At 52.1% G+C, this 23737-nt stretch carries 16 protein-coding genes; 4 read left to right on the forward strand and 12 right to left on the reverse strand.

Features of this window, described 5'->3' with window-relative positions; genetic code table 11:
* Window positions 1-462: 462 nt before the first annotated feature.
* From P8N76_24155 to P8N76_24170, 4 genes are all read right to left on the reverse strand, one after another.
* On the reverse strand, window positions 463-3660 hold the full coding sequence (locus P8N76_24155; GenBank protein ID MDG2384784.1) for an efflux RND transporter permease subunit: 3198 nt from the start codon (window positions 3658-3660) through the stop codon (window positions 463-465).
* Window positions 3657-4886, reverse strand: coding sequence for an efflux RND transporter periplasmic adaptor subunit (locus P8N76_24160; GenBank protein ID MDG2384785.1), 1230 nt, complete (start codon window positions 4884-4886; stop codon window positions 3657-3659). The genes P8N76_24155 and P8N76_24160 overlap by 4 nt, the downstream gene beginning before the upstream one ends.
* Window positions 4879-6444, reverse strand: a complete 1566-nt coding sequence (locus tag P8N76_24165) for a TolC family protein (protein MDG2384786.1) — start codon at window positions 6442-6444, stop codon at window positions 4879-4881. The genes P8N76_24160 and P8N76_24165 overlap by 8 nt, the downstream gene beginning before the upstream one ends.
* Before the next feature lie 602 nt (window positions 6445-7046).
* Window positions 7047-8231, reverse strand: coding sequence for a PEP-CTERM sorting domain-containing protein (locus P8N76_24170; protein ID MDG2384787.1), 1185 nt, complete (start codon window positions 8229-8231; stop codon window positions 7047-7049).
* A gap of 486 nt (window positions 8232-8717) precedes the next feature.
* Between P8N76_24170 and P8N76_24175 the strand changes: the two genes are divergently transcribed.
* Window positions 8718-10055, forward strand: a complete 1338-nt coding sequence (locus P8N76_24175) for a DNA repair exonuclease (GenBank protein ID MDG2384788.1) — start codon at window positions 8718-8720, stop codon at window positions 10053-10055.
* Complete coding sequence (locus tag P8N76_24180) at window positions 10052-13591, forward strand: AAA family ATPase (GenBank protein ID MDG2384789.1); 3540 nt, start codon at window positions 10052-10054, stop codon at window positions 13589-13591. Before P8N76_24175 ends, P8N76_24180 begins: the two co-directional genes overlap by 4 nt.
* A 138-nt stretch (window positions 13592-13729) precedes the next feature.
* Here P8N76_24180 and P8N76_24185 read toward each other — a convergent pair whose 3' ends face one another.
* Both P8N76_24185 and P8N76_24190 read right to left on the reverse strand, forming a co-directional pair.
* Window positions 13730-13978, reverse strand: a complete 249-nt coding sequence (locus P8N76_24185; GenBank protein ID MDG2384790.1) for a hypothetical protein — start codon at window positions 13976-13978, stop codon at window positions 13730-13732.
* A gap of 181 nt (window positions 13979-14159) precedes the next feature.
* Window positions 14160-14342: a hypothetical protein gene (locus P8N76_24190; protein ID MDG2384791.1), complete on the reverse strand. Its 183-nt coding sequence runs from the start codon at window positions 14340-14342 to the stop codon at window positions 14160-14162.
* Between the two features lie 34 nt (window positions 14343-14376).
* Between P8N76_24190 and P8N76_24195 the strand changes: the two genes are divergently transcribed.
* Window positions 14377-16293 carry a VCBS repeat-containing protein gene (locus P8N76_24195; GenBank protein MDG2384792.1) on the forward strand — a complete coding sequence of 639 codons (1917 nt, stop codon included), beginning with the start codon at window positions 14377-14379 and terminating at the stop codon, window positions 16291-16293.
* A 42-nt stretch (window positions 16294-16335) separates the two neighbouring features.
* Window positions 16336-17739, forward strand: coding sequence for an ASPIC/UnbV domain-containing protein (locus P8N76_24200; GenBank protein ID MDG2384793.1), 1404 nt, complete (start codon window positions 16336-16338; stop codon window positions 17737-17739).
* Window positions 17740-17863: 124 nt separating this feature from the next.
* On the opposite strand, the gene P8N76_24205 is transcribed toward P8N76_24200, so the two are convergent.
* From P8N76_24205 to P8N76_24230, 6 genes are all read right to left on the reverse strand, one after another.
* Entirely contained in the window at window positions 17864-18538 is a 675-nt protein-coding gene (locus P8N76_24205) for a PEP-CTERM sorting domain-containing protein (GenBank protein ID MDG2384794.1), read from the reverse strand.
* Between the two features lie 553 nt (window positions 18539-19091).
* Window positions 19092-19793, reverse strand: a complete 702-nt coding sequence (locus P8N76_24210; protein ID MDG2384795.1) for a hypothetical protein — start codon at window positions 19791-19793, stop codon at window positions 19092-19094.
* An 80-nt stretch (window positions 19794-19873) separates the two neighbouring features.
* A complete protein-coding gene (locus P8N76_24215) occupies window positions 19874-21382 on the reverse strand; it encodes a radical SAM protein (GenBank protein ID MDG2384796.1) in 1509 nt (502 codons plus the stop codon).
* Window positions 21379-22248 carry a 4-hydroxy-3-methylbut-2-enyl diphosphate reductase gene (ispH, locus tag P8N76_24220; GenBank protein MDG2384797.1) on the reverse strand — a complete coding sequence of 290 codons (870 nt, stop codon included), beginning with the start codon at window positions 22246-22248 and terminating at the stop codon, window positions 21379-21381. The genes P8N76_24215 and ispH overlap by 4 nt, the downstream gene beginning before the upstream one ends.
* A gap of 65 nt (window positions 22249-22313) precedes the next feature.
* Complete coding sequence (locus P8N76_24225) at window positions 22314-22730, reverse strand: transcriptional regulator (protein ID MDG2384798.1); 417 nt, start codon at window positions 22728-22730, stop codon at window positions 22314-22316.
* The gene (locus P8N76_24230; protein ID MDG2384799.1) at window positions 22717-23331 is read right to left on the reverse strand and encodes a hypothetical protein; all 615 of its coding nucleotides are present in this window, start codon (window positions 23329-23331) and stop codon (window positions 22717-22719) included. The genes P8N76_24225 and P8N76_24230 overlap by 14 nt, the downstream gene beginning before the upstream one ends.
* Between the last annotated feature and the right edge of the window lie 406 nt (window positions 23332-23737).

Genomic DNA, 23737 nt, shown 5'->3' on the forward strand with positions numbered 1-23737 from the left:
ATCAGAGCTTCATTTTCCAGGGAAGCAGTCCCTACTCACCGTTATCTACTGTGATTATTCCATAACGACTGCAACACAGCCCTACTATTTTCACTATCAGAAAGACTTAGAGACCGAAACGCCCATTGCGATCCATTTCCGTTTTCTCAGATTCGAAAACTTTTGGCCAAGTCGCTCCACCGTTATCAAGATCCACACCCCGATTATCCTCAAAAAACTTCCACCCCAGAAACCTCATCGCCCCAAACGATCATTGCCACGATAAACATGCTTTACAAGCTTTCAGTCTTTTGACAGCAAGATTCAATTCAAGTGAGCCGCACGTTTCCACCATTGCGACCAAGGGCTCTATTTCCGAGGCCGAAAAATCCGCTGCCTCGGAAGGCCTGCGAAATTTGGGGCATTTTTTATTGCGCCACCCTTGACGACAGCCCCGCGACTGCGGAATGGGTAACTAATGAATTAGTACAGATCGCCATGACGGCTTGGTGGAGCAGTCGCACTGCTCGCTCCCACGGCATGACCGCCTTGACCGGCAACTTGCGACGAGATCGCATCCGATTGTGAGACGCCAAACCCGCGCTGGACATCCTCGAGAATCAAATACAGGGACGGAATCAACAGCAGAATAATGGCCGTTGCAAATACGATTCCAAATCCGAGTGAGATGGCCATCGGAATAATGTACTGAGCTTGCAACGAGTCTTCAAAAATAATCGGCATCAATCCACCAAAGGTCGTCATAGTCGTCAGCATGATAGGACGAAATCTCCCAACTCCTGCTTGCGAGATGGCCTCGAACGCCGACTGATCCTTGCGGTAGCGATTCGCATAGTCGATCATGATCAAGGCGTCGTTGATCACCACTCCGGAGAGCGCAATGATACCCATCACGCTCACGATCGACAGGTCATAGCCAAGCAGGATATGGCCCAAAACGGCGCCAACAATGCCGAAAGGGATGGCAGTCAGCACAATGATCGGTTGAATATAGTTCCGGAAGGCGATGGCCAACAACGAATAAATAACAGCCATCGCGAGGGCAAAGTATCCCCACATCGATGACATCGCATTACGTCTTTCGGCGTTGCTTCCCTCGAATGTCCAGGTGACTCCTGGAAAGTCATCCCGCAACAGGGGCAGCTCTCTGTTTTCCAACGCATCCACAACCTGATTGATTGCGCGTTTGGGTTCGATATCCATGGAAACGCTAATCGACCTGCGCCCATCTCGCCGGTTAATGGCAGTGAATGCGACGTCTTTTTTTACGTCAGCCACATCTAAAAGCGGAACCTCCGTTCCGCCAGGAGTGCGAACGACCAGGTCTTCCAGGTGATGAATATCTTCTCGCTGTTCTTCAGGCAGCTTGACTCGAACCTCATTTTCGTTGGTTCCTCGCAGCAGCCGCAGCGCTAGTGAACCGAAAAACGCACCCCGCAGTTGCTCGCCCAGCCCTTCGTCCGTCAAGCCCAAAGCGCGTCCTTCCGGACGCAGACTAAAATCGTATTGGGCCTTACCTTTCCGGTAGTTGTCACTCACGTCGCTAACGTTGGCAAACCGTTTGGCTTTTTCGAGAAATACCATCGCAGCCTTTTCGAGAACTTCGATATCGCTATGACTGAGAGAAACAGTGATATCTCGTCGATAACCGCCAGGGCCTCGTTCGGCTTCAAAGGTAACTTGATCCACACCTGGTAGGTCACCGATCGATTCTCGCCACAATTCGATCACTTCATTCGCCGTCATATCGCGTTGATCGGGAGGCTTCATCACGATTTCAACATCGATAAAATCTTGGCCTCTGACATTGGTTTTGATGCCCTCGGCGACCTCGTAAAGATTATGTTCCTCGAACATTCGCACGCTCGCTTCGGTCACAACACGTGCAATCTCGGCGGATTGATCCTGCGTGGTTCCGACTGGCATCCGCACACCTGCCTCGATTTCATCGGCTGACACTTCGGGCATAAAGATCCAACCCATTCGCGCACTCGTGGCATAGGCCCCAACGATCAGCAGCAGAGCGAAAGCCAGGCAAGTGGTGACGTAGCGATATCGCAAAGCACAATGCAGCAACGGCTTATAGAGGCGGTCCACAAGTCGACTAAAACCGCGACTGAATGCTTGTTGGCCGTCATGAAAGCGTCCGCCCAGTCCTTGCTGCTGATGCCCAGCTTTCCGGACATGAGCGAGGTGGGCCGGCAGAATCAGAAGCGATTCAATCAGCGAGAGGGAAAGCACAATAATGACGACATAGGGCAGGGGGCCCCAAAATTTCCCCGTTTCACCGCTAATAAACATCAGCGGAATAAAAGCGACGATATTCGTCAAAATGCTGAAAATAACCGGTGAAGCGACTTCTCGCGCTCCCTGGATCGCGGCAACCTGAAAGTCACTTTCGGATTGACGCTTATTGTAGATATTCTCGCCGACGACCACTGCATCATCGACGACAATGCCCAGCACGACTAGAAAGCCAAACAGAGAAATCATATTGATACTAATTCCCACCACAGGCAAGAACAGAAGGCCCCCAACGAAAGAGACCACCATTCCCATCATCACCCAAAACGCAAGGCGTAATTCGAGGAAGAGAGCCAGGATCAGGAAGACGATCACCACTGCCATCACGGCATTTTTGAGTACTAGATTCAATCGGCGGCGAAATTCTTCGGCATTATTTCGGTCGATGCGCCACTTGACTCCGGGAGGCAACACCGACTCAAAATCTCGCATCGTATCTTCGACAGCATTCGCGATGTCCATTGGCGACTGCGAGCCAACACGGAAGATATCAAGTTCAACCGAAGGGGTTTGGCTGAACTGCGAATGAAAGCCCACTTCTTCGAAGCCATCGCGAATCGCAGCAATGTCACCGAGTGTGACCAAGGGACCGTCACGACCTGCCACGATCTCGATTTGTGCAAATTCATCCGCCCATTGCTTACGCGCTTTGACTCGGAGTAGAACCTCGCCAGCGTTGGTCTGTACGGAACCAGCCGCAACGTCCTGGCTGGATTCACGGATGATATTCGCAATCGCCGGTAACGTGAGTTTGTATTCACGCAACCGTTCTCGAGGGATTTCGATATGAGTGACATACTGCGGTACGCGGCTCAGTTCGACCTGCGTAATTTGATCGTGAGATTGCAGCGTGTCCCGCAATTGTTCAGCTAGTTTCCGCAACGTCCAGATATCGACTGGACCGTAAATCGCGACTTGCACAGCTTCACGCTGTTCGGATTGCAGGCGGACTTCCGGCTGCTCGATCTGGTCAGGAAACGTACGAATACGGCTGATGGCCTGATCAATTTCCTGAAAGGCCTTCATCCGATCTTCACCGGCAACCAGCTCGATCGTCACGTATCCGCGACCCTCACGAGCTTGACTTAAAATCCTCTGTATGCCCTCGACACTGCGCACTGCGTTTTCGATTGGGCGCAAAATGCCTTGCTCTACTTCAGCAGGCGCGGATCCAGGGTAGCTCACCCTGACGTCAACGATATCTAATTGGGTCTCTGGAAAAACTTCTTTCTGCACCATGACGGCGGCCCAAATCCCGCCTCCAAGCAGAATCGCCATCAATAGATTAGCTGCAATGGGGTTCCGAACCATCCAAGCGATAGGGCCCGCTCGTTGAGTATCCTGCTGCTGGCTCAATCCGTTGCCTCCTCAAGCGAGGCATCGCCCGACTTCGAGAGAGGATCAACTTTTCGGAGACCTACACCATTCGCGACCGTCGCCAGAGTGGTCGTAACCACCTCGTCCCCGTCGACCAGTCCCTTTCGAATATAAGCGTGCTCGGAATCTTTAAACACAATCGTGGTCTCGCGAATCTCCAACTTACCATCCTTCATGACCCATACCGATCCACGATCGCGAACATAGTCGCGGTTCAGCCGAACGACATCCTCAATGGGTCTTCCCTCGATCTGAGCTTCGATCAAAGTATCGAGTATCAAGACGGGCAATCCCGTATCTTTCCCCAATGGATCAGCGACGGTAATCAAGACTCTTGCCAACCGGGTCTGTTCGTCCAATGCACCAATCATCCGCGTCACGCGAGCAGGCCGTGTTTCAATTCCCCAGATGTCAGGATCACTCAACGTGACAGCTGCCCCTTCTTGTCCGGCGTCAGGAAATTGCACCCACCGCAGACTCCGCACCGGAATCGCAGCAATCACCCAATACTCATCAATCCCCACTAGTTTCGCCAAGGCATCACCCGGGGTCACTTGGGAGCCAACATTGACCGAACGATCCATGATTTGCGCATCAAATGGTGCAACCACCTTTGCCCGTTCCAGATCTAACTTGGCTCGTTGCATTGCAGCCTCGGCCGCCTTGACCTCTGCTTTGATGGATGCAAACTGAGGCTCGCGCAAGACCAATGCCCTGTTGGTCTCACTAATTGACTCCTCCAATAAAGCCAATTCTTGTTCCGCCAAGCTAACTCTCCCCTCCTCAATCTTCAGCGAGGCTTCCGCTTGCTCGAGTTCACTTTCTCGAATCAATAAGGCATTTTGGAAATCAGCGGGGTCGATGGTCAGCAGCAGATCACCTTGACGAACCATACCACCTGGAACAAATTCGGATGACAATTCGATCACCTGACCGCCAACGCGGGGACTGAGCGAGACATCTTGAGCGGGTTCGACCGTTCCTAGCACGACGAGGCGGGGCGAAAATGTGCCCTTGTGAACAGTCACCGTTTCAACCAACGCCGCCGACTTACGGACGGTATTGATCTGCTCAGCCTTCGGTTCACTAACCTTGATTCCATAACTCACAACAAAAGCAGCGGCGAGGATCAACACGCACAATACCACGTTAAACAGGATGCTTAGCCAGCTTCGCTTGCGGCTTGATTTCCCGGCTTCATTCATCAAGATTGGTCTCTGGCACAGGCCTTACAGGTGGGGGAGAAGGATGCTGCAGTGCAGGCAGGCGATCGTCAGGCAGGGGTAATCTTTCCAAAACGGGCTCTGATTCGTTGGTATCCGAATCCGATTCCAGCATTTCAAGCTCTGGAACATCGGTATCCGAAGACGAATCGACAAAACCATGCGGCGGAATCTCAATCCCACCGGCCAAGGCCAAGTACAGGCTGATCCTAATCAGTATCAAATCAAGCTTGGCTGTCAGTATATCACGCTGTATGCGTTGTTGAGACTGAATCTGACTCAGTACATCGAGGTAGTCGGCATCACCGATAAGATATTCCTGAACGAGTTGCCGGGAAGATTGTTTCGCCAGGCGGTCCTGCGAATTCAGAAGCTTCAGTCGCTCCAACTGGCGTCTTTCGAGTGTCAGGCTATTTTCAACCTCTTGAAATGCAACCAACAACGTCCCCTGATACACATCAAATCGCTCCTGGGTCACCGCGGCGGTGCGATCCACTTCAGCCCGACGTTGGCCTCCATCAATCAGCGGTGCGATCAGCTGGCTGCCAAGGAAAACGAACCAGTTGCGAAAGGCCAGCTCCGGTGTCTCGGCCGTATTGAGCAACGCACCGGTCAGGTTGAGTCGAGGATATTGAGCGCTGACTGCCGAAGCCAGATCACGATCAGCCGCCAGAAACGCCAGAAAGTCGCGGCGAACGTCTGGACGCCTTTGCAGCAACTCGGAAGGCAATCCCGTATCAGGCAAAGGAGTAAGATTTGGTAGCTCTGCTCCCGAATTGTAACGGGCCGATTGGGGTAACTCGCCCAACAAAACAGCCAGCTGGTGTTCCAGAACTTCGATTCGCCCTCGCACAACGACAGCCTGCTCTAACGTCGCTTCCACTAATTGCCTTTGTCGAAGGACATCTGGACTGCGAACAAATCCACGGCCAAAGCGCAACTCTTGCGTCTTCAAGCCCGTTCGATTGGTGTCAACTTGTTCTTCCAATAGCTTAAGCTGAGCGCGGGCTTCGATCAAAGCAAACCATGTTCGACAAACCTCTGCGGACAACGCCAACGCCACAGCCTGATAGTCTTCCTCCGTCGCATTGGCTCGCAGTTCAGCCGCTTCGACTCGTGATTGAATCTGTCCCCACAAATCCACTTGATAAGATGCATCAAGCCCCCAGCCAATAACCGTTCGATCGCGTCCGGTGCCCAGCGCGCTATCCGTGGTGAGCAAGCCGTTGACGTCGGGGAATAGGTCCGAGGCTTCTCGTCGAGCAACTGCTCGGGAGGCGCGAAGCTTCTGCAAGGCAACTGCCAAATTGAAGTTTGCACCCAGAGCTTGATTGACGTGGAGATCCAGGGTCGGATCGCTGAAGGTTGTCCACCAGTCTTCCGACATCTCGACTTGTCCACTCTCAGAAAAGGGAGCAAGCGGGCGATCCGGAAAGTGTCGAGCGGGCTGATGAGCACACCCAATCAACAGGATGGGCAACAGCGCAGCCGCTCGCCAGAGTTGAGATTGTTTTCCGACCAGGCGAAAATAATTGTGCATGGTCTATCTTTTGTCATGAAGCCGATAGATCGATCAATCCGTTTTGCTAAAGATCCAACCGCTAAAGATCGCTGCATTCAGCACAAAAAGTATAGCAGTCGACTGCTCTCGGAAAAATTTGGATCACTTGCCATTCAAGGGGATTTGCGATGCTAAATCACCCCAATTCGTAGATCGACCATCGTGACGCAATGGGTTTAGTGCATATTAGCCCATTACGAAAAGTCACCGCCACCCGTAGCAATGCTGCCTCTACTAGCAGACCGCGCCCCTTGCGAGGAAGGAGTGGAAACCTCACTGAAGAACTGCCACTTTAGCGGACGGCGGCAACAAAGATTCGTTCGTAGCTGGACGGTTGCAGACTCGTCGGCGGACCTCACGCGGGTCTTGGCAGGCTCGCAGTAACACTCCCTCGAAGCATGGAGCGCCGATCATTGCTAGGCTCTGGGTTACGGTAGCGCATCGTGCGACCCGCTATGTCGCAATGTCCGCGGATCGATTCATGAACATCTGGCTGGCCAATCCCTCCATTTCCGCCCAGCATTTGCGCTGAGCGAAAATGGAAGTCTTAAAACTACCACTGAAATCAAATGCAAATGATTTCAGATGTTTTTCGGCGACCGGCGAACTGCCAGACTGACGAGAGCCGCGACTAGCAACAACGCCCAAGTCGATGGTTCGGGAACTGCTATCGCCCTCGGACCTTGTTCATATCCACCAGCCGAGAACACGGTCACGAAATCAGTGCTATCAAATTGCGAATCGCCGTTCCAATCGCCCTCGGAGTAAGTGGCAGTCGGACCCTGTTCGTATTTACCGGAGGTAAAGACGGTGACAAAGTCACCACTGTTGAATTCCCCGTCGAAATTCGAATCACCAACCCATGAACCCTGTAGATCCTTCACCCAGGCAAGTCTGTCGGCCAAATTCGTCGACCCGTCGCCGTTGACATCACCGGCTGGGTCACCGCTGCGTACGTACTCAGCGTGGACATCGAGATCTCCCGCATCCAAATCGCCGCTACCGTTATAATCGCCTGTGGGCCCGGCAGTGAGTCGTCCTGATGCGTAGCCAAACGCGGCTTTAAACAAGGCAACACCGTCTTCCGTCAGCCGATCCCAGCGATTATTTGTTCCATCGCCACCAAAATCCTCTGAGACGACATTCTGCCCAAGAAACACCCCGATCCTCATGCCAGGAGTGACAAATTCCTCGGCAAGCGCATCACCCTGATCGTAAACAAATAGGGTGGCGTATTCGGGCTGCCCGGGTATCGTCGCAATCACATCTACATCGGTCCCCATTTCGGGAACATATCCGTAATTGTATCCGTATGGGTCCGTATAGACACTCACAGCACCGCTCAACCCTGCGGCCATGGGATGATTCGGATTGACAATATCAAGTTCGGTAAATGCCCCTAAGACAGATTCTTCAACAGCCTGAAACGTGTCACCGAAATCTTCATAGATGAGTCGTCCAGTCAACTGCGCTTCGTCCCACATGTAAGCTTCTTGCGCAATCACAGGTACGGGGCTTTCCTTGAGATAAATATCGACGCCATCATGGACCGATGTGGAGCCCAAGGAGTCGGCTATATAGACGACGTCGAACTCCTCGGCTAAGTCAGCCTGTTCTTCGCCGGGCACTTCGTCAACAGCTTGCACCGTGACATCATACCCATCAGCTTCCAGTAGGTCGGCAAGCTCAAGATCGACATCGACGTGCCAACCTGCTCCTGGAGCAACCAACATCAATACGGATTGTGCCGAAGCGGTATTTATCATGAGTCCGACGATTACTACAAAACATAGCTGCCATATCAAACTTGATCTAATCATCTGACACATCACCTCCAAACGCGTAGGTCACTGACAAAACCTCGCAAAATGTAACAAGGACGGCCTAAACCAACTGTCACACCAAGTTCCTGCACATTAAAGTCTCATCGCAAAAACTTGAACTTGCACAAGAGACAATGTAAGCGATTAGCGAGCCAGATTGCAAAAAAAAAACAAAAACTCGATGACCAATACAAATAAATAATCACAACCTTGCCTCGACGCCTTCTACAAATCGAATTCGCAATTCATTCCGCTGTCAACGTTTGCTCGGAACACCTTGACGAATCGTTGTATTTCCCCGAAAAACTTGTCACGGAGATCGATCGTCAACTCCTTGCAGAATTGAGCCGACTTGATGTTCAACCAGGCGTTTCAGACCCGTGGAAATCCTGAAATGTTGAAACGGAAGACGATGGAGCCGATTACAGCGTGACCGAGCCAATCGCTGTGATCAACACGAGCAGCGAGCCCGGATTCGCTGGCAAGCAACGAAAGAGTGAATTCACGATGTTCAAATTCATCCACGCTGCCGACATTCATCTCGACAGTCCATTACGAGGGCTGGAGCAATACGAAGGCGCTCCCATCCAACAGATCCGCGACGCTGTTCGCCGGGCCCTGTCGAACCTCGTGGACACGGCAATCGACCAACAAGTGGCTTTCGTACTGATCTCGGGCGATATCTACGATGGCGATTGGAGAGACTACAACACTGGCATGTATTTCGTTGAACAAGCCAGGCGTCTTCGCGACGCTCAGATCCCACTCTACTTAATATCCGGGAATCACGACGCGGCCAATCGAATCACACGCAATTTAAAACTTCCTGAAAACGTAACTTTCTTCTCCGCCGATCAGCCGGAAACAGCGTTGATTCCGGAACTCGATGTCGCCATACACGGCCAAAGTTTTGCCACGGCTGCAGTTCATGATGATCTGTCCGTGGCCTACCCACCTGCCAAATCCGGCTACCTCAATATTGGTATGCTTCATACGTGCGCTACAGGACGTGAAGGCCACGACCGCTACGCACCATGCTCGATCGAAGGACTGCAAGCCAAAGGATATGACTATTGGGCACTCGGTCACATTCACATCCGCGAAATACTTTCCGACCAACCTCTCATTGCTTTTTCGGGCAACATCCAGGGTCGCCACATACGCGAGACGGGTCCAAAGGGCTGTTTGATTGTTTCGGTTCATGATGATCGATCCTTGCAAGTAGATTTTCAAGCGATGGATGTTTTGCGTTGGGAACTCGCCAGCGTTGACCTTCAAGAAGCGCAGACGATTGACGAGGTACTGGATCTGGTAGCGAGTCAGATCGAGACATGCCATGTTCAAGCCGCTGGCCGCTTACTCGCGTTACGAATTGAATTGACCGGGAACACGCCAGTCCACCGCAGCTTGCATGCTCGCAAGGATCACTGGACAAACGAAATCCGATCGTTGGCCATCGATGTTGGTAAGAGCGATGTGTGGATAGAGAAGATCAAGTTGCGCACCTCCGAACCCAACCGCAGGTCGGCGGAAACTGAAATCCCGGACGATGCGGTGGGAGAGCTCCGTGCCCTGTTCCAGCGGGCCCATTCCGAGCCCGACATTTTGGCGAAAATGCAATTTAATTTTTCGGATGTGATAAAAAAACTACCTGCCGAACTCAAAACGATTGCCCGCCCGGATGATCCCGGCTGGATCCAAGAAATCCTGCATGAGGCTGAACCGATGCTGTTTAGCCGTTTACTCGGAACGGGGAGTAAAGAATGAGATTCCTCACCGTTCAGCTGCAGGCTTTCGGTCCGTTCACGAACGCCCACCTGGATCTTTCTGGCGGAGATCATGGGCTGCATCTCGTCTACGGCTCGAATGAAGCGGGGAAAAGCTCTTCTCTCCGCGCTATCACCGACCTGCTCTATGGTATTCACTCACGAACCCCTGACAATTTCAAGCATCCTTATCCGCGTCTCCGAATCGCTGCCGAGCTACAACACAGCGACGGCACTGTCTTGAACCTTGTCCGGCGAAAAGCGAATAAGAACTCGCTTTTCCAAGGCGATGATTCGACACCGCTGCACGAAAACCAATTGGCTCGATTCCTAGGAAATGTCGATCGCGATCTATTCCACATGATGTTTGGCATTGACCACGAACGCCTGAGGCAGGGGGGCGAAGAGATTGTCAAGGGAGATGGACAGATCGGACAATTGCTGTTTGCCGCAGGAGCAGGCTTAGCCGATTTACAAGCGATCCAGAAATCCATTCATGACGAGATGGATTCCCTCTTAAAGAAAAGCGGCCGAAGCGGTGCGATCGCATCGAACATTAAAGAATTTAAAGCAGCGACAACACAAGTGAAGGAGGCGTTGGCTTCTGTCGACACCTGGAAACACCACGAAGAGAATCTTAGAGCGACCCAATCTCAAAGGGATTCTCTCGATCAAAGTATCGCGACGGACCAGGTAGAACAGAACCGTTTAACTCGGATTCGCGATTCGTTCCAGGCCATTGGACAGTTAAAAAAGGCGAAAGAAGATCTCGCCCAACTTGCCGAAGCACCTCTACTGCCCATCGACTTTGACCAAGCAAGCAATGGCCTTCTCATGCAATTGAGGACGGCAGAGCAACAGCAAACGGACGCAGAAACAACGCTTACGACACTCAATCACGAACTTTCGACATTAGTTGTCCCCACCCAATTACTCCAAGAATCCGATGTTGCCGAAGGCTTGCGAGATCGCCTGGGCGGATACCGGAAAGCGATGTCCGATCGCCCGTCGCTGAAGACCGCACGACAACTGGCTGAGAGCGAAGCCACCGAAATCTTACGCGAACTCGGCCGTGCTCCCGACCTGTCCACGATTGAAGACCTACGGATTCCGACCGACAAAACGGTGCGTATCCAAAATTTGGGCAATCAACAGGAAGGGCTTATCGCACATGTGGATTCAACTCGGCGCGAAGGCGAGACAATCCGTTGTGAAATGCAGCGAATCGAGAAACGACTCTCCCAGATTGAAATCCCGAATCATGTGACCGACTTGCAGACGATGGTCAGAGATTTCCAAAACGAGGGAGATCTGGAAGCACAATTCGATCGCGCAACCCTTGAGTTTCGTGAACTCCAAGATCAAGCGACTGTGGCACTGAAACAATTAGGACTGTGGTCGGGAAACCTTGAGGAACTCGAAAAACTCCCCGTACCGAGCCTGGCGACAATCGAACGCTCTTCCGAGCAACTCAAGGACCAAAACGGACAACTCGCCACATTGGGCCACGAACGCAACAAAAAAAACACAAGAAGAGACCAACTCTCAGCTCAATTAAAACAACTTGAAATGGGGCAACCCGTCCCCACTGAGAAAGAATTGCAAGACGCCAGACAACTGCGCGAACAAGGCTGGAAACTACTACTTGCGAAATGGGAGGCAAACAATCAGCCCAGCAGTGACATCGCGGCATTCATGGACCTCTTTAACCACCCGACAAATATTACGGACGCCTATCGACGCAGTGTTGAAGAGGCGGATCGAGTCGCAGACCAATTAAGATTGGACGCCGACCGAGTGGCCACAAAAGCCAAAATCCAAGCTGATATGGAGCAACTTCTCTCAGAGACCGAGCAACTCGAAAATCATCTCAGCCAGAAAGAACGGGAACTGGCGAAGTCAGAGGAAGATTGGCATGAACTCTGGCAACCAATCGGTATTGCGCCGCTCTCCCCACTCGAAATGCGAGACTGGCTCCGTAATCAACAACTTCTCGTCCACACAGCTACCGAGACACGTACCAAGCAGAGCCAGCTTACGGAGCTACGCAGCCAAATCGACTGCATGACTACCCAATTAGCCGCTGTGGTTTCAAAGGTCGATCCCAGTCGATCAAACAGCTACAGCTCGCTGCGAGAAGTCTTGAACCTAGCATCCGGTCGATGCGAGGAGATCCAACGGTCTAGGAACCTGCTCGAACAACTCACAACGGAACTCGAATCGCATCGAAAACTGCTCGCAGATGCCGAATCACGATTCCGCAATGCTGAACACCAGCTGACCGAATGGCAACTGCTCTGGTCATCGGAGATGAGCAGCCTCGGACTCGATAACGACGCAATGCCTTCTCAGGCAAATAGCGTGCTCTCAAATATCAATCGTCTTTTTCAAAAATATCAGGATGCGGATCAATACCGAGTCCGACTTGAAGGAATCGATCGTGATGCCAAGGATTTCGACACCGATGTGCTAACGTTGGTGGGACGCACCGCACCTGAACTCGTTAACAAGGAGGTCGAGGAAGCTGTGGGAATGCTTTCAATTCGACTTAAGGAAGCGCGCGCTAAAAGCGAACAATACAGCTCGCTCGAACAACAGCGAAACAAACAACAGGAAAAGCTACAGAACACGGCCAATCGAATCTCTGAATTCAAAGCATCCTTAGATGAAATGTGTCGACAAGCTGGCTGTAAATCATACGAACATCTGTCCAACGCAGCCATCCGATCCAGACAACGCCGAGATCTCGAACAAGCCGTCAACAAACTTGAAGATCTGATCAGTGGTCAAAGCGGCGGCGCAACCTTCGAACAATTCCTAGCAGAAGCGGAAGCATGTGATATCGATTCCCTCCAGCCGAAAATCATTGATCTCGACAAACGACTGGAACAAACCGGACTCAACCGCGACGCCGTTATTGCCGAAATTGAAGCCGAAAGGATTGCCTTAAAAAGCTTCGATGGAGGCTCGCGTGCCGCTATTAATGCGGCGACCAGAGAAAGCATTGCTGCGAGACTTGAGAGCCAAGTGGAAGAACTAGCCAAGCTGAGAATTTGTGCAGCAATTTTAAATTCAGCGATTGAGGAACATCGCAAGAAACATCAAGGGCCAGTCCTTAGTCGAGCCAGTGAGATTTTCCGGCATACAACATTAAAGGCATTTCGAGAGCTTCGCGCTGATTTCAGTGACACGGGCGAGCCTGTTCTGACCGGCGTTCGAGACGTCAATGACCAGGGAGTATCCGTTTCAGGCATGAGCGACGGGACCTGCGACCAACTCTATCTGGCCCTTCGAATAGCCAGTTTAGAAAGCTGGCTCGACCGACACGAACCTATCCCCTTTATCGTCGATGATGTATTGTTGAATTTCGACGATGAACGTGCAGCAGCGAGCCTGCAAGTCCTCGCCGAACTATCACAACGCACCCAGGTCGTCTTCTTCACACATCACCAGCATTTAGTCGATCTGTCAAAGCAGACTGTCCCTGCAGAACAACTGTTCATCACAACCATCAACAACGAACCTGCCGACGATTGAAATCTTCTCGCTGGCATACTCACGTCATGCCATACTCACGTCATGGCTCTTTCCCCACGCCGTGATGAGATGAAGTGGGATCCAACCAGTCGTTCGATTGGTTTGCGACAGCCTGCACAACATTCATCTCAACGAGGGTCAACCGGACACCATAATTTTCAACGCCACATAAGGGACCAAATTGAACACCAGAACCAACAGTTTGTACTGTGAGATCCACTGCAAATACAACGACAACATTTGATCTTCACTGACGTGTAACATTCGGGCGTGTAACTTCGACAAGGGCTGCGAAATCGTCATGATTGCCAACCCCCAAACAAGAATCACGAGTCCATTGACTACCGTACACCAGCCGAAAAAAGCCACTAACTGCTCGACGGTCATAATTTTTCTCCCTACGAATACGACCCTACAACTAAAAACTCACCAGTGGACAATCGCACAGCGACATCCTTTTTTTAGGTCGCTTGTACAACTCTTGCCATCACAGACTGAAGCGGTTCACCTGACATTTGGCCTCCTTTTGTTCTAGCGCATGGTTTCCAGGAATTCGCTGGACGCGGGCCTATTCCCCCCAGATCCAATCGCTTGTCAGGTTAAAAAGACCGTACCGACGAAAATAAATCGCGTAAAACAACATGTGATTGACATTTTTTGGTGATGAGACTCCCCCCCAATCAGTTCCAAGTACAATTAAAAATAGGCGATACTTGGCTTGTCCAACTTCATCTAATTGCACCTCTACCATTCCAAGCTCGCGGCAACTCCCAATTGCCAACCCTATGACGCAATCAACATCTGAATCAAACGAACGCAGACCCATTGGCACCAAGCTACTTGCCCTCCTTGGCATTTGTCTACTGGGCTATTGGGTGTACACCATTCTACCTCGTGATCCGGGCGCAGAGGACGCGGCAATTCGCAAGCGATTTGCCGCTGACAGTGAACAGCATGCTCCCGCGGGTCACTCGACGTATACCTTGCCAAAATCCAACACTTTGACCACGCTCGACCAACACATCAAGCTGCTGGATCCGAATGCAGCCGGTTGGACGAGTGAGGTCGTCACGAAGGAAATTGGCAAACGCCTAGCGATCGTCAAACAACATCTCCAAACCGGAGGACCGAACGACAGCTCGCTTGCCAATATCACGGCGGAGCCCTTTATCGGGACCGTGTTTTCCAGAAATGCTCTCCTTCGTGTTCCCATCGACGAACCGTTCAGCATTCATCGCCTGCCCGACAACTTCGATCAATTTACAACCACGGACACGCTCGCCAAACAATTCTCTCTCTTGCTGAATACAAGCGAAAGAGGAACGGTCGACCGCTGCAGCTTTAAGGTCACGCACATTCAGCTCCAAGACTCCGGCGCATCTGCCCGCATTCGATTTGAACTCGTGCGGAAGCTAGCAGACTCGATCGAACAACTCACGTTTCATTGCGATAGTTTTTGGGAACAAAATGCAAACGAGGTACAGCTACTCGCACTGCGTCTAACCGACTTCGAAATCGCCACACTGGCAACGGCCGACCAAACACTATTCGCAGATGTCACACCCTCAACCATGAGCCAAGGCTCAGCCGAGGTGCTCCAAGCTTTTGCGACCCAATCGCTCCGCAGCATGGACCATTGGTGCGATCGCTTGAGCGCGATCGATGATATGAGCCTCTATGGTCATCATGGCCTCGCAATTGGAGACGTTAATCAAGATGGTCTAGAAGATCTTTTCCTCTGCGACGGAGGTGGCTTGCCGAATCGGCTTTTCCTTCAGATGCCGGACGGAACCACGAAAGACATCTCCCGAAAGGCGGGCGTGGACTGGCTTGAGTCAACCCAATCTGCACTCCTGATCGATCTGGACAACGACAGTGACCCGGACTTAGTGACCGCCACTGTCGCGGGTCTGATCATCGCCGCTAATGACGGAGAAGGCGTCTTCACCATCCGATCGGCAATTCCCAATCTACCCGAGACGCAATCTTTGTCGAGCGCTGACTACGACAATGATGGTGACTTGGATCTGTATCTGACAACTTATGGCCCGGGCCAATCAAAACAAGGAGAGCGCGGCTTCGAGGCAGCAGCCCCGATTCCCTACCATGACGCTAATAATGGCGGGCGTAATCTGCTCTTGCAAAACCAGGGCGATTTTCAATTCACTGATGTGACACAAGCGATCGGATTGGACACCAACAACCAGCGATTCAGCTTCGCCGCCTCGTGGGAAGACTTCGACCAGGACGGCGACATGGACCTTTACGTCGCCAATGACTTTGGTCGTAACAACCTTTATCAGAATCAAGGAGGAAAGTTTCGCGACATTGCCGCTGAAGCAGGCGTAGAAGACATGGCAGGGGGCATGAGCGTCGACTGGGGCGATGCCAATCAAGATGGCCGTATGGACCTCTATATCGGCAACATGTTTTCCGCAGCTGGCAATCGAATCACCTACCAACGCCAGTTTGTTGACCGACACAGCGCTGACAGTTCGGCTGGAATTCAACGCATGGCTCGCGGAAACACGCTATTCACGGCCAACTCAGATGGCACCTTCCGCGACGTAAGTGTAATGGCGGGCGTCACCATGGGGCGATGGGCTTGGGGATCAAAATTTGCCGACTTAAACAATGACGGCCGACAGGATCTGGTGGTCGCCAATGGTTATATTTCAAATCAAAAAGCAGACGATTTGTGAAGTTTTTACTGGCGGCAGGTCGTGTCGCCTTCGCCCGCTAACATGCGAACTACCAATGCGGTCCGCAGTTACGCAGACTCCTGGAGAGCAACACTCAAACTCGTCCGCTCAGGTTTCTCTTGGAGCGGCAACGAACGCAACTGCGTTTTCCTGAATGGCACCGATTCATCCCTGATGGATGAAGCTCGTTTTTCTAATGCGTCTGCAATCTCCGGATTGGATTTCCCCGATGATGGTCGTGCCATTGCGGTCGTCGATTGGGACCAGGATGGGGATCTTGATCTGTGGTTACGAAATCGCACCGCTCCGCGCCTGCGTTTAATGCTTAATTCGACAGACAAACTTGCGCCCTCAGCCAACCACTTGTCGCTTCGATTGATTGGTACCAGCTCAAATCGCGACGCTGTTGGAGCGCGAGTGCAACTGACAATTCAGCAAGCCAATCGGACCTATTCCTTGCTGCGTTCCGTACGAGCAGGGGATGGATTCCTGTCTCAATCATCGAAACGAATTCATTTCGGCCTACCCAGAACGGCAACGATCGAACAACTCACAATCTTTTGGCCGGGAGCAGAGGCCGAAACAATTTCAGACGTAACGGCAGGTGGCTGCTACCAAATTACTCAGGGTGCAGGCAGTGCCCAAAAGCTGAATCCCCGCTCGACAATCGCTTTGTCTCCGCAAAAGCCGATTACACTAAAACCAACTGCAGCCGCCCGGATCGTGCTACCCGGTCGAATTCCCCTGCCACCCCTGCTGCTTGAAAGCATCTCGGAGACGAAACCGAGCAGGGATCAGCAAACCAAACAGCCCACACTTATCCTTTTCTGGACTCCCGAATGCAGCAATTGCCGTCAAGAGTTTAAAGAGCTTGCCCAACACGAGGCAGAGTTCCGAACAGCCGGGCTCGACATCCTAGCAGTCTGTCTCGATGGCCCCAAAACTGCCACCTACACGACAACCGTTCCCCACCAACGGAAAAGTAGTCGCTTCCTACAGGAAATCAATTTCCCATTTCCATCCGTTGAAGCATCCGCTGAATCCATTGACCTCCTGAACGATTTCCAAAACGCCTTATTTAGCCGCTTTCCAAATTTTGTCGTTCCGCTATGCCTCATGGTAGATAAAAACGGGCACCTTATCAGTATCTATCGAGGAGCGTTCCCAATTACAACCTTCTTGCAAGATGCAAAACTTGTCGATCTCTCCGACCACGAACTGAGGACATTGTCAGCCCCACTTCTGGGAACCTGGATTACCCAACCAGCCACACGAGCTCAATTCGCCGACTTCGTTGCCGCCAAATTACTGGCCCGACAGCCGCACACTGCCGCCTACTATTATCAGTTTGCCGCCGAGGTCGAAACAAATCCCGAATCCAAAAACCAGCGTCGCGAACGAGCCCAGCGACTTCGGCAACTGATAGACGGCAGCCAAGAACGCTAAGAAAAGGCGATTCATCGCAGTTTGGACCTAGCGACCATCCCCTTGGCTCGCGAATGGGATCACAAAAAAAACTACCCGCATTACTGCGGGTAGTTTTCGTATTTTCGCGTTGCACATCAGAGAACTAACGTCGTCGACGTCGAAGCGGCAAGAGGCACAGGCCCGACAAAACGATTAGCAAGACGGAAGATGGCTCTGGAACGATATTAATCGAAAAAGCGTACGAGCGAGGAAGATTGGTGTGTCCAAGACCATCAACCGTACCACCGACAACCGGGGGGCTCAAATTGCCATCGTTGTTGTTGTCGTGATCCATCAAGCCGCCACTGTTGAGATTGGTGTAAATCGGGTTTTGTTCGCCGATTCCCGTGGGGTTGACGATTCCGCCAAAGACTTCCTTGGCCGTGTCAAGGACGAACGAGTCGCCACCAAAAGGCAGGGTCACATTCAGGTCCAAACCTGCGTCGTCGATATCCACTTGGTCACCCACAGCAACGATTTCGTAAGAATGCTCGCCGTTGGAGATCGCAAGATACGGGATCACGCTTCCAGTCTGGCCGGCGCGGTAACTCCAAACACTTCCGGAATAGGTTCCGGGTTGGAGCAGTGTGTTGTAGGAAATGTCAACGTTTTGACGAGATTGATCGTTGTCGCCGTTTGTCGGCGTATCAACCTGGACGTTTGCGCCGGGCTCATCGACGACAAATGGTCCGGGCCCTACAACCTCGGCACTCACAGAAGTCGCCAACACGGCAACCATCGCACAGACCGCACCAAAACGCTTTAAATTCAACACCATCTTTCTTTCCTTTCGATATGACAACGGCGAAAACACCGTCTTTAGGATCTACGAAAAAAGGACGTAATCCTCACCCTCGCCCGTGCAAGAGTGGGGAACACGTCCTCTATCGTTTCTCACTAGCGTTCTCGCCGTTATCTCGAAAGGATTCTTATAGGAAACTTCTGTGCTCAGATCATAGGCGTAACTAGTCAGCGCATCAAGAAAGAAAAGGGGAAACCGAGAACTTTTTTGCTCGACATGTTTTATTTCATTAACCACGTCAGCAAATCGCGATGTTTCGCCACCCGATCACCGTGGAAACGTTCAAGAAGTTAAACACAGAAAAGCGAATGCTCAAAACGGACCGCCCCCGTTGCCCCCGTCCGTCGTTTCTCAGCGAACGTCAGCCTGATCATTCCGTTCCCTCACCCCAGATCTGTTCTTCAAGACCCAGACCAGTCTTCACCCAGAACGTCCGATCTTCGCAAGCTAGGATGATCGCTGGAGTGCGAAGGTAGAAGTTTTCATGCGGTGAGCAGTCAGTATTTGACTCAAGCCGGCGATTCTCTCACTACCGCGTCGTCAACCGTCCTTGGGCGCGAATTGACGTAGCCGGATTCACGGAAACCTGTGTTCTCGTCAATCCGATGGCCATCAACACAAAGCCCAGGCTGAACAGGCCCCAAGCGAAATCACCGGGAGTATAACGCGTCAATTCATCCAATCCTCCCTCGACCAGCACGCCGATTGCAGGCTGCAGAAAGGAAGCAAGACCAAGCCCCGCCCCCAACACAAACACCAGAACCCCCTTGGGCCTGAGACTTGGACTGCTCGGTGAACGAAGCGTCCAGAAGCCCCAAGCGGCAAAGAGTATCGCAATCAGCGCGGGACAGATCCAAGGTCCCAACCAGACGCTGGGAATAAGAAATAGCACGTCCCATTCGAGCCAGGATTGAGGCCAATCCATCAACACCTTCAACCAGAAGTAATAGAACAGATCCCAAACCCCGAATACAAAAACGAATGCGGCGAAGGTTCGTGTCTTCGTGGAGCGATCAGCCAGCAGGGCTACGGTCAGGATCATCACGACGGTAGCCGCTTCGCGACTCAACTCTAACACGGTGTCGTAGGAATTGAGGAATTGCAGAGGAAAGATTTCCAACGGATTTGCAGCGTAATATAACTGCCGCATGTAAACCACAACCGCAGCTTCCAGCAAGCCCATGGCCGCGGCAAACACCGTCAAAATCACAAGCGTTGATTTCTGATTCATTCGATTGAAGCCCCTTATAAACACTTGACATCTGCCCACCGGCAGCGGTTACGCGGATCTCTCTCCACCCAAGACGTCTGCTAGACACCCGCAGAAATGACTGCAGGTCCGCGACGCACCCTATCCGAATCCGTCAGAAGCCGTTTTCGAAACGCAACATGCCTTCGTCGTGTGACCTCGACGAGGGGTCTCCAGACAGTTGACGTCATTCGATTCTTGATCAAAAAATGCCAAAACAGATTCGAACGTTTATAGAGATAGGACATGGCAAGATACGGCGGCACACTGCTCCAGTCATCGGGGCGCCGTCGCCAGATGGAAGCATGCGAAAAAATGCGGTCGTAACATCGTTCATAACCGGACGCCAACTGTTCAACAGACATTCGTTTCGGTCGAAAGACAACATGCGCCGTATCGTACAAATCCCAACTTTTATGCAGCAAACGCTGCTCTGACTCCATCTGCTCAAAAAGGGGCGTGCCAGGGTAGGGCGTCATAATATGAAAGGTGGCACACTCAAGCCGATTGCCTTCAACCCAGTCCATCGTCCGATCAAAGACGTCGGGCCCGTCATGATCGAATCCCAATACGAAGCTGCCATTCACTTGAATCCCATTGTCATGCAACAAGCTAACACGGCGTGCATAGTCCTCGGTCGAAGGGCTTTTCTTGCGGGCATCGTGGATATTCGAATCATTCAGAGATTCAAAGCCGACAAACACCCCAGTGCAACCTGCCAGTGCCATTTCACGGACGAGACTTGGGTCATCGGTCACGTCGATCGAAACCGCGGCACTCCAAATTTTTTCAAGCCGCCTCAGGGCCTGACAAAGCTCTCTCAAATATTCCGGCTTTGACCCAAGATTATTATCGGTAAAGACAGCGTAGGGTTGGTTGTCCGCCTCGAATTCGGAAACAATCTGTCCGACATCCCGCATCAGGTAGGGCATGTGAAGCCCCTTTGTCGACAAATAACAAAAATCGCAGCGACTATGACAACCACGCGTCGCAATCAAACTGGTCGTCGTCAAAAAGCTGCGCCGTGGCAACAATTCGCGACGAGGCGCCGGATCATCACGATAAGGATGCGTAAAAGCGGCTCGATAAACAGGACGCAACTTTCTCTGTTCGACGTCCTGCAGGATCTGCGCCCACAATTGAACGCCATCGCCAATGGCCAAGGAATCCGCGTGTGGGGCACATTCGTGCGGAGACGAAATAACATGCAGCCCCCCCAAAATGACCTTGGAACCTTGTTCGCGATACCAGCGGGCTAACTCAAAAGCCCGGTCGGCAAACGTCAGGTGAACCGTAATCCCAACCACCTCCGGAAGCGGTTCCGAGGGAGGCGGCCCCTGCAATAGATTCTCATCCCAATACTCCACCTTCCAATTGGCTGGCGTCGCACCCGCCACACTCGTCAACGCAAGCGTCGGCGTCAACACGTGCTTACCAAAACTCGCATGCGGGTCTTTGGGATAAAACGGATTGATCAGCAAAGCCCGTCGCGGCGACACAATTTTCGGCACCCGGCTGACATCCAACTTCGGAGGGTTACGCATCGCGTCAGGCAACCATCGAATTTTCATGCCAAGGATCCTTGCTCTTTCTGACTAGCAGCAATTTTTTCGAGCACCTGCTGCACACCGTCAACCGTTTCATCGAGCGTTGACGTACCTGCTGTCAGGCCGACCACCGCGACGTCATCAAACCACGCGAACTCTAATTCACTCGCATCCTCAACGTGGACCACGGGCGTTAGCTTCTCATGACACAATTCCACTAGTCGCCGAGTATTATTCGAATTGTGGCCGCCGACAACAACCATCGCATCCACCTGCTGCAATAACTCAGCCATCGCTCGCTGCCTGCGTTTCGTGGGGTCACAAACCGTATCGATAAAGCGAATATTCGCAAGGGGATTGTGAAGTTGAATGTGCGTACAGACCTCGGTCACCGTATCCGACGGCATGGTTGTTTGACAAACAATCCCGAGACTCTCACTCGGATAGCTTCTAACCTGTTTGGCAGATTCAATTACGTCAAATGAATCCAGATCCTCCACGACCCCCTGAACTTCCACATGCCCGGCCTTTCCAATCAACAAAATATGACGCCCCTCCGCCTGCAACTCCAAGGCGGCTTTGTGTACTTGAACCACAAGAGGGCAGGTCGTATCGATCACCTCTTTACCAGCATCCGCTAATCGCTGTCGCTCTACCTGGCTAATCCCATGCGCGGTAATTAAAACGCGGGGAGTCTGAATTGTCTCATGCCGTTTATCTTCCGGTGTCTGGCGAAACCCAGCCTTCGATAGGCGTTCGTTGACTTTTCGATTGTGCACAAGCTCGCCGTGAATTGTGACTTGGCTCGGTTCCGAGACCCCGTTAGTAATTTGCAACGCATCCCTCACCCCAAAACACATCCCTAACGCCGCCGCTCGAATGATCTTCATGATTCCGTAGACTCTCAGCCAACAGCTTTACAACGCAAAGTGAAAAAACAAAAAAAGAGAAGGGCTCATGCAGGCGACCACCCACCGGAAAAACGCGGATCGTCAGTCGAAGATTGCTTTTCCGAATGAGCATCTGCAACCACTCTTTGAAGTACTTGCAAATAATCGCCAAAACGTTGGCGGCCCAACTTGGTCAGTCGATACAAAGTTTGCGGACGGGCCCCCGAAGTTCCCTTCCAAGTCTCGACCAACCCAGCTTCATTCAGCACGGCCAAATGCCTGCTCAGATTTCCATCGGTCAACGAACAAAGCTGCTTCAGATCGTTGAACAACAAACCTCCCGCGTGAGAGGCAAGCGATGCCAAAATGCCCAGCCGAGCCTTTTCATGCATGACCCGATCAAGACCCTCGTAGCAAAAAAGTCCTTCCCTGGAGGAAGCTTCATTTTGATTTGTGCGATTTGCTTTCCTAGCTGGCGACATAATATCGTTCCAACGTCCAATACAAAATGAAAGCGGCAATCAATTGGCCACCGCCAAAACTGACTGCCATCAGCCAAGGCGACAGAGCAAGCGTCTCTTGCCCCCAAATCAAACAGCCACAACCACAGGCCACATAGTACAATCCAACCCAAAATGCCTGCCCAGGCAGTAATCGATACGAGGCAAATACACCAAGACCAAAGATGAAGGCCCACAAGCCGGGTAACATCCAACCAACCTCGGGAGCCGACTGATAAACACAGCCTGTCAGTAACCCCCCCACAACGATCGCCGGCATGAATTGCCCCACCGCCAACCGAGTCATTTCTCTCGCTAATCCAGGGCCTGCACGGTAGGCTCGGAAACACATCTCCACGACCCCAACCGCCGCACTCACCAGGGCCACACTGAGCCAAAGGGCGAGATAACTCCCCAAATCCCGCTCTGGAAACGGTACCCAACGAGACTGAAACCAGGCTGCCAACATTCCCAAAACGCCGGACATGCCCACCGTTGCCGAACGATAGCCACGAAACACTTCCGCTCGAGCCATCTGCTGATGAATGTCGGAAATCTGACTTAATGCTTCACGAAGCTCCATCGTGACCGATCTTCTCCGGGTCCCGCGCTGCCTGACTTTACATCACAAAGTACCTGACTTTCCATGGTTTGTCAAACGCAATTGCGACCCACACCGGATTTAACCCAAGGCAATGGCGATCCATCGCTCAATGAGTACGACTGGACGCCGACCGTGATCGTTTGCGTGACAACGCCTCCCGATCACCCAAGCAACAGTGCGTGTCCACGGTCGATCCAACTTTGGAGCAACCATCGCGACCGCGCAGCTGTGGGTCGATCAAATTTGCAAGCATGACACTTAAGAGCGAGGAGCCGCCGGTAGACAACGAAGGGTCGGCCGACGAATAAACGATGCAATCGTCGACCAGGGAAAGGACTGCAACGATTTGCCGTCGCCTCACGGACCGTCTATCCAACCGTGCTTG

This window comes from Pirellulaceae bacterium (genome assembly GCA_029243025.1).
Taxonomy (GTDB): Bacteria; Planctomycetota; Planctomycetia; order Pirellulales; family Pirellulaceae.